The organism is Vibrio sp. JZG10, from assembly GCF_054064075.1.
This window is the reverse complement of the sequence record NZ_JBSUGE010000055.1, coordinates 1-1672: the sequence shown is the minus strand read 5'-3', so window position 1 is coordinate 1672 and position 1672 is coordinate 1. Positions and strand designations below refer to the sequence as shown.

Below are 1672 nucleotides of genomic sequence, written 5' to 3'. Positions count from 1 at the left end.
AGGTGGGGACGACGTCAAGTCATCATGGCCCTTACGAGTAGGGCTACACACGTGCTACAATGGCGCATACAGAGGGCGGCCAACTTGCGAAAGTGAGCGAATCCCAAAAAGTGCGTCGTAGTCCGGATTGGAGTCTGCAACTCGACTCCATGAAGTCGGAATCGCTAGTAATCGTGGATCAGAATGCCACGGTGAATACGTTCCCGGGCCTTGTACACACCGCCCGTCACACCATGGGAGTGGGCTGCAAAAGAAGTAGGTAGTTTAACCTTCGGGGGGACGCTTACCACTTTGTGGTTCATGACTGGGGTGAAGTCGTAACAAGGTAGCGCTAGGGGAACCTGGCGCTGGATCACCTCCTTAAACGATGATTATTGCGATGAGTGTTCACACAGATTGATATGGTTTAGATTTCAGAGCAAAATTGGTTCTGCATAAAATGCTGAAGCAATTTATGTGGGGCTATAGCTCAGCTGGGAGAGCGCTTCGCTGGCAGCGAAGAGGTCATCGGTTCGATCCCGATTAGCTCCACCACATAGTTCTGTGTCCCGTTCGTCTAGAGGCCTAGGACACCGCCCTTTCACGGCGGTAACAGGGGTTCGACTCCCCTACGGGATACCATCTTTAAGCGCATTTAATTAAGTGTTCTTAAAAATGGTTACTTCTTTGAAGTGATTAGCTCTTTAACAATTTGGAAAGCTGACAAAACAACAATTTATTGTTGTTTGTAAAGTTCTCAAAGTATTCATTTATGAATGCAACTAAAAACACATTCAAGTGTTCTTGGAATTTGAGTCCGGCAAAATCGAATGTCTCTCGCTCATTCAAATAATGAGAGACAACTTTGGTGACTTGTTCATCAACTCGAAACTCCTTCGGGTTGTATGGTTAAGTGACTAAGCGTACACGGTGGATGCCTTGGCAGTCAGAGGCGATGAAGGACGTATTAACTTGCGATAAGCCCAGATTAGGTAGTAAAAACCACTTGAGTCTGGGATTTCCGAATGGGGAAACCCACTTACATAAGTAAGTATCGTTATGTGAATACATAGCATAACGAGGCGAACCGGGGGAACTGAAACATCTAAGTACCCCGAGGAAAAGAAATCAACCGAGATTCCGAAAGTAGCGGCGAGCGAAATTGGACTAGCCCTTAAGCTTTATAGGCGTTAGGTGAACAAGCTGGAAAGCTTGGCGATACAGGGTGATAGCCCCGTAACTGACGACGCATATTCAGTGAAATCGAGTAGGGCGGGACACGTGATATCCTGTCTGAATATGGGGGGACCATCCTCCAAGGCTAAATACTACTGACTGACCGATAGTGAACCAGTACCGTGAGGGAAAGGCGAAAAGAACCCCTGTGAGGGGAGTGAAATAGAACCTGAAACCGTGTACGTACAAGCAGTAGGAGCAGGCTTTGTCCTGTGACTGCGTACCTTTTGTATAATGGGTCAGCGACTTATATTCAGTGGCAAGGTTAACCATCTAGGGGAGCCGTAGGGAAACCGAGTCTTAACTGGGCGTTCAGTCTCTGGATATAGACCCGAAACCAGGTGATCTAGCCATGGGCAGGTTGAAGGTTGAGTAACATCAACTGGAGGACCGAACCGACTAATGTTGAAAAATTAGCGGATGACTTGTGGCTAGGGGTGAAAGGCCAATCAAACCT

General features: G+C 47.4%; 2 tRNA genes and 2 rRNA genes. All 4 read left to right on the top strand.

What is annotated here, in order from left to right:
* Positions 1-363 (top strand): 16S ribosomal RNA (locus tag ACWYVB_RS24080); the annotation flags it as partial.
* Positions 364-458: 95 nt separating this feature from the next.
* Positions 459-534 (top strand) — tRNA-Ala (locus tag ACWYVB_RS24075).
* A gap of 11 nt (positions 535-545) precedes the next feature.
* Positions 546-621: transfer RNA gene (locus ACWYVB_RS24070), tRNA-Glu, on the top strand.
* A gap of 265 nt (positions 622-886) precedes the next feature.
* Positions 887-1672, top strand: a 23S ribosomal RNA gene (locus ACWYVB_RS24065); the annotation flags it as partial.